The following is a 4564-nucleotide window of genomic DNA, read 5'->3' as shown; positions in this document are numbered from 1 at the left end:
CCCCCCCCCCCCCCCCCCCCCCCCCCCCCCCCACCCCCCCCCCCGCCCGGGGGGGCGCCCCCGGGGGGGGGGGCCCCCCCCCCCCCCCGACGCAGCTGTTCCGGTCGGATGCGACCGGATCAGTGTCCTGCGCGATTGCGCAGGTCGAGTGCGACGTCGGTGATCATGTCCTCCTGACCACCGACGAGCCCGCGGCGGCCGATCTCGACGAGGATGTCGCGGGTGTCGAGACCGTAGATGCTCGCGGCAGTCTCGGCGTGACGCAGGAAGCTCGAGTACACGCCGGCGTAGCCGAGGGTGAGGGTCTCGCGGTCGACCTGCACCGGACGGTCCTGCAACGGACGCACGAGATCGTCGGCGGCGTCCTGCAGCCCGAACAGATCACAGGAGTGCTTCCATCCGAGCAGGTCGGCGACGGCGACGAACGGCTCGATCGGGCAGTTACCGGCGCCGGCACCGTGTCCGGCCAGCGATGCGTCGACGCGGATGACGCCTTCCTCGACGGCACACACGGAGTTGGCGACCGACAGCGACAGGTTCTGGTGCGCGTGGATGCCGATCTGAGTGGTCTCGTTCAGGACCTCACGGTAGGCACGCACACGCTCGCGGACACCGTCCATCGTGAGGCGTCCGCCGGAGTCGGTGACGTAGACGCAGTCGGCACCGTAGGACTCCATGAGCTTCGCCTGCCGGGCGAGCTCCTCGGACGGAGCCATGTGCGACATCATCAGGAAGCCGGACACGTCCATGCCGAGTTCCTTCGCCGCGGCGATGTGCTGCGCGGAGACGTCGGCCTCGGTGCAGTGCGTCGCGATACGCACCGACCGCACGCCGATCTCGTAGGCGCGCTTCAGCTCGTGGACGGTTCCGATTCCGGGCAGGAGCAGCGTGGTGAGAGTCGCCGAGTTGATCGCTCCCGCTGCGGCTTCGAGCCACTCCCAGTCGGTGTTGCTGCCGGGGCCGTAGGTCAGGGAGTGACCGGCGAGACCGTCGCCGTGCGACACCTCGATGGCGTCCACACCGGCACGGTCGAGCGCACCGGCGATCTTCGCGACGTCCTGCGGCGTGATGCGGTGACGGATGGCGTGCATGCCGTCGCGCAGGGTCACGTCCTGGATGTACAGAGCCGTTCCGTCGCCTGCGAATTCGCGAGTCGTCGTCGTTGCCGCGGTCATGCCGTCACCTGATCCTTCGTGCGTGCCGCCACGGCGCGTGCGACCTGCAGCGCCGCAGAGGTCATGATGTCGAGATTGCCCGCGTACTCGGGCAGATAGTGTGCTGCGCCCTTGACCTCGAGGAACACCGCGACCTTCCACAGGGGACCGGTGTGGTCGGTGAGCGTCGCCATGGACTCGGTGACCTCGGTGAACTGCACCTCCTGCTTGAGGGCGTAACCGGGCACGTACTCCTGGACCTTCGCGACCATCGCTTCGACGGACGCGACGATCTCGTCCTTGCGGTCCTCGCCGACGAGCGCGAGCACGGTGTCGCGCATGATCATCGGCGGTTCGGCCGGGTTGAGGATGATGATCGCCTTGCCGCGCGTGGCACCACCGATCTTCTCGATGGCCTGCGAGGTGGTCTCGGTGAACTCGTCGATATTGGCGCGGGTACCGGGACCGGCCGACTTCGAGGAGATCGAGGCGACGATCTCGGCCCAGTGCACCTTGGTGACCTGGGAGATAGCGGCGACGATCGGGATCGTCGCCTGTCCACCGCAGGTGACCATGTTGACGTTCGGCGCGTCGAGATGCTCGGTGAGATTCACCGGCGGCACCGTGTACGGGCCGATCGCGGCCGGCGTGAGGTCGATGAGCATCTTCCCGTGCGGGCGCAGGAGCTTCTCGTTGTATTCGTGTGCCTTCGCCGACGTCGCGTCGAAGACGATCTCGATCTCGTCGAACCGGGGGTGCTCGAGGAGGCCCTCGACGCCCGTGGAGATGGCATCGATACCGAGACGCTTCGCCCGGGCGAGTCCGTCGGACTCGGGGTCGATACCCACGAACGCGATGGTCTCGAGTTCGGCGTCCGCCAGTCGCTTGATCTTGATGAGCAGGTCGGTGCCGATGTTGCCCGACCCGATGATGGCAACCTTGGTGGTCATGAGTTCTCCTGTGCGGTGGAGCTTTCGGAAGAGAAACGCGCTGTCACGGTGCCGAGCGAGGAGATCTCGGCGCGGACCGTGACACCGGGGGGTGCCGGAACCATGGGGCCGAGTGCGCCCGACAGCACGACCTGCCCTGCGCGCAGGGGCTGCCCGAACTCGCGTGCCGTGCGAGCGAGCCACAGCAACGCGTTCAGGGGATCGCCGAGGCACGCCGCGCCGGTCCCCTCGGAGACGAGTTCGTCGTCGACGTACATCCGCATGGTGACGTCGATCGGCTCGAACTCGTCGAGGGTGAGCGTCTGCGAGCCGAGCACGTAGAGGCCGCTGGAAGCATTGTCGGCGACGGTGTCGGTGATCTTGATGTCCCAGCCGTCGACGCGGCTGTCGACGATCTCGAGTGCGGCGACCGCGTGCCCGACGGCGGCCCGGACGGTCGCGAGATCGAGATCGTCCGAGTCGAGGTCGGCGGCGAGGACGAATGCGATCTCGGCTTCGGCCTTCGGCTGGAGCAGACGGTCGCTGGGTACCTCGTCGAGGCCGGTGACGTCCATGTCGTCGAAGAGCACGCCGAAGTCGGGACGATCGACACCGAGCTGCCCCTGCACCGCCGGGGACGTCAGGCCGATCTTGCGGCCGACGATGCGGGCGCCCGCGGCGAGCCGGCTGTCGGTGAGCTGTTGCTGCACCGCGTACGCCAGGTCGATGTCGGTCTCCCCGATCAGATCGCGGACCGGGCCACACGGCACGGCGCTGCGCATGGCCTCGATGAGGCGGTCTGCCGCACCGGCGACGCGGGTGCGATCCGCCACGGATGGGGTGTTGGAGCTCGTAGTCATCACGTCCTCGTCCTTCGATGGTCGATCCCCATCGTTACCGGGACACACGCTCCGGCATAGCGTGGGGTTCCGGTGAGTGGAACGCTCGGCCTCACAAGTTGCGGATGGCCTCGCGACGGGCGTGGGTGGCAGCGATGCCCGCGGCGGCGGCCTTCACCGCACCCCCGTGTTTCTCGGGACGGAATCGGGTGACCGGACCGGTGACGCTCACCGCCGCGATCGGGCGCTCGTCCTCGTCGAAGATCGGGGCGGCGACACAGGCGAGTCCGACGGCGGACTCCTCGAATTCGAACGCCACGCCACGCTCCACCACGGTCGCCAGGTTCGCGCCGAGCCGGCCGGGGGTCGTGATGGTCCGGGGAGTCTTGCGCGACAAGCCGGCCTCGACCACCTCCGCCAGCAGTTCCGGTGGGGAGAACGCGAGAAGAGCCTTGCCGATCCCGGTGCAGTACATGGGCATTCGCCCGCCGATCCGGGACGGTGTGGAGGCGGGCCGGTGCCCGCCGATCTTCGAGACGTAGACGACCTCGACTCCTTCGGGGACACCGAGGTGCACGGTCTCGTGGGTGCGCTCGTACAGATCCTCCATGAACGGGATCGCGACCTCGACCAACCCCCGCTCGACGGAGGCACGCAGACCGAGTTCGAAGAGCTGACCGCTCAGGCGGTATCCCGCCGGATCCTTGTCGAGCAGGCGGACGGCGACGAGATCGGTGACGACGCGGTGCAGCGTCCCCTTGGGTAGTCCCGTGCGCCGGCCCAGTTCGGCGAGGGTGAGCACATGGTCGTCCGCGGTGAACGCCCACAGCACGGTGACAACCTTGCCGAGCACCGTGTTGGTGTCCACCCCGTCGCCCGGCGGACGGGCATGCACCGGCGACTCGCGTTGTCCTTCCACGTGGCTCAGGTTAGGACACCACGCACCGCATCCGGGACGGGCGCCCGCGCTGGCATCCTGGATGTGTGACCGAGCGCAAGCGGTGGGATCTGACGTTCGAGACGTGGATCGAACGGCAGATCCGCGTGGCGCAGGACCGGGGCGATTTCGACGATCTGCCCGGATACGGCAAACCCATCCCCGACCACGGCGACGACGATCTGTGGTGGGTGAAGAGTTATCTGGCGCGTGAGGGTCTGTCGACGGAGGCGCTGCTGCCGCCCGAACTGCAGTTGCGGCGCGAGATCGAGCGGCTGCCCGGCACGGTCGGCTCGGCGCCCAGTGAGAAGGTGGTGCGCGACATCGTCTCCGATCTCAACCGGCGGATCGCCGACTGCCTGCGTTTCCCGAGCGGCCTGCCCGTACCGATCCACAAGGTCGACGCCGAGGAGATGGTGGAGGTGTGGAAGGTCGAGCGGGCACGTCGTCGCGAGGAGGCCCGCACGGCCCTGAACTCGACGCGACCCCGGCTCGAGACGGAGTCCGAGACCGGGGTCGCGCGGAGAAGGTGGATCTTCCGGTGGTTCCGCAGGCGGAACCGGCCCGTCGTCAGGGAAGGGTGAGCGGTGCTCCTGTGGCGGCGCGCACCTGATCCTCGGTGACGCCCGGGGCGCACTCGGTCAGGACGAGGCCGTCGGCGGTCACGTCGATCACCGCGAGGTTGGTGACGATGCGCTGGACCAC

Annotated in this window: 5 protein-coding genes and 1 pseudogene; 1 reads left to right on the top strand and 5 read right to left on the bottom strand. The window is 68.5% G+C overall.

Annotated features, from left to right (window positions below; genetic code table 11):
- Nucleotides 1-119: 119 nt before the first annotated feature.
- The 4 genes from dmpG to PV766_RS23900 form a co-directional block, all read right to left on the bottom strand.
- Entirely contained in the window at nucleotides 120-1175 is a 1056-nt protein-coding gene (dmpG, locus tag PV766_RS23915) for a 4-hydroxy-2-oxovalerate aldolase (RefSeq protein WP_016931955.1), read from the bottom strand.
- A complete protein-coding gene (locus tag PV766_RS23910; RefSeq protein ID WP_129975212.1) occupies nucleotides 1172-2104 on the bottom strand; it encodes an acetaldehyde dehydrogenase (acetylating) in 933 nt (310 codons plus the stop codon). Before PV766_RS23910 ends, dmpG begins: the two co-directional genes overlap by 4 nt.
- Nucleotides 2101-2943, bottom strand: a complete 843-nt coding sequence (locus PV766_RS23905; protein ID WP_016931953.1) for a 2-keto-4-pentenoate hydratase — start codon at nucleotides 2941-2943, stop codon at nucleotides 2101-2103. Before PV766_RS23905 ends, PV766_RS23910 begins: the two co-directional genes overlap by 4 nt.
- Nucleotides 2944-3034: 91 nt before the next feature.
- On the bottom strand, nucleotides 3035-3790 hold the full coding sequence (locus tag PV766_RS23900; protein ID WP_129975919.1) for an IclR family transcriptional regulator: 756 nt from the start codon (nucleotides 3788-3790) through the stop codon (nucleotides 3035-3037).
- 116 nt (nucleotides 3791-3906) lie between these two features.
- Between PV766_RS23900 and PV766_RS23895 the strand changes: the two genes are divergently transcribed.
- Entirely contained in the window at nucleotides 3907-4443 is a 537-nt protein-coding gene (locus tag PV766_RS23895; RefSeq protein ID WP_016931951.1) for a DUF1992 domain-containing protein, read from the top strand.
- On the opposite strand, the pseudogene PV766_RS23890 reads toward PV766_RS23895, so the two are convergent.
- Nucleotides 4430-4564 (bottom strand): annotated as a pseudogene (locus tag PV766_RS23890) (succinyl-CoA--3-ketoacid-CoA transferase); the annotation flags it as partial. The gene PV766_RS23895 and the pseudogene PV766_RS23890 overlap by 14 nt on opposite strands.

This window comes from Rhodococcus sp. As11 (assembly GCF_048957735.1).
Classification (GTDB): domain Bacteria; phylum Actinomycetota; class Actinomycetes; order Mycobacteriales; family Mycobacteriaceae; genus Rhodococcus; species Rhodococcus gordoniae.
Note: the sequence above shows the minus strand (reverse complement) of the source record. Positions and strands in the feature narration are given on the sequence as shown.